The 1313-nt window shown below is 62.7% G+C and carries 1 protein-coding gene; it reads left to right on the top strand.

Annotation, left to right across the window (positions count from 1 at the left end; genetic code table 11):
- Window positions 1-1305, top strand: a 1305-nt coding sequence (gene hpnJ, locus BHE01S_RS35790) for a hopanoid biosynthesis associated radical SAM protein HpnJ (protein ID WP_042273237.1), incomplete at its 5' end; no start/stop codon positions are given.
- Window positions 1306-1313: the final 8 nt, after the last annotated feature.

Consider the following 1313-nt stretch of genomic DNA (forward strand, 5'->3'; position numbering starts at 1 on the left):
CCCGCGGCCCTCGTGCCCGACAGCCGCGTGCTCGACGCGCCGGCCGATGGCCTTTCGGTGGAAGAGACGCTGAAGATTGCCGCCGCCTACGAGCTCGTCATCATCCACACGAGCACGCCGTCGTTCCCGACGGACGCGCTGTTCTGCGAAGACCTCAAGAAGCGCAAGCCGTCGATCGTCATCGGTCTGGTGGGGGCGAAGGTGCAGGTCGATCCGCACAATTCGCTCACGGCAAGCGAGGCGATCGATTTCGTGTGCCGCGAGGAATTCGACTTCACCTGCAAGGAAATCGCCGAAGGCATGCCGCTGGCCGAGGTGAAGGGCATTTCGTGGCGCGCGAAGGACGGCTCGATCGAGCACAACCCGGGCCGTCCGGTGCTCGAGGACATGGACTCGCTGCCGTTCGTCGCGCCGGTCTACAAGCGCGACCTGAAGATCGAGAATTATTTCATCGGCTACCTGAACTACCCGTACGTGTCGATCTACACGGGCCGGGGCTGCAAGTCGCGCTGCACGTTCTGCCTGTGGCCGCAGACCGTGAGCGGCCACGTCTACCGCACGCGCTCGGTCGAGAACGTGCTCGAGGAGGCGAAGTGGATCCGCGAGAACATGCCGGAAGTCAAGGAGCTCATGTTCGACGACGACACCTTCACCGACGACCTGCCGCGCGCCGAGGCGATCGCCATGGGTCTGGGCAAGCTCGGCATGACGTGGTCGTGCAACGCGAAGGCGAACGTGCCGTACAAGACGCTGAAGATCATGAAGGAAAACGGCCTGCGCCTGCTGCTGGTGGGCTTCGAGTCGGGTGACGACCAGATTCTCGTGAACATCAAGAAGGGGGTGCGCACGGACTTCGCGCGCCGCTTCAGCGCGGACTGCAAGACGCTGGGCATCAAGGTGCACGGCACGTTCATTCTGGGGCTGCCGGGCGAGACGCAGGACACGATCAAAAAGACGATCGAGTACGCGAAGGAAATCAATCCGCACACCATTCAGGTGTCGCTGGCCGCGCCGTATCCGGGCACGACGCTGTACCGGCAGGCGGTGGAAAACGGCTGGATGGAAGAGAACAAGACCATCAACCTGGTGAGCAAGGAAGGGGTGCAGCTGGCGGCGATCGGCTATGCGCATCTGTCGCGCGAGGAGATCTATCACCATCTGGAGCAGTTCTATCGGCAGTTTTATTTCCGGCCGTCGAAGATCTGGGAGATCGTGCGCGAGATGCTCACGAGCTGGGACATGATGAAGCGGCGTCTGCGCGAAGGCGTGGAGTTCTTCCGCTTCCTGCGCGCGCACGAGGCATGATGGACCGC

The sequence above is a fragment of the Paraburkholderia heleia NBRC 101817 genome (genome assembly GCF_000739775.1).
GTDB lineage: Bacteria > Pseudomonadota > Gammaproteobacteria > Burkholderiales > Burkholderiaceae > Paraburkholderia > Paraburkholderia heleia.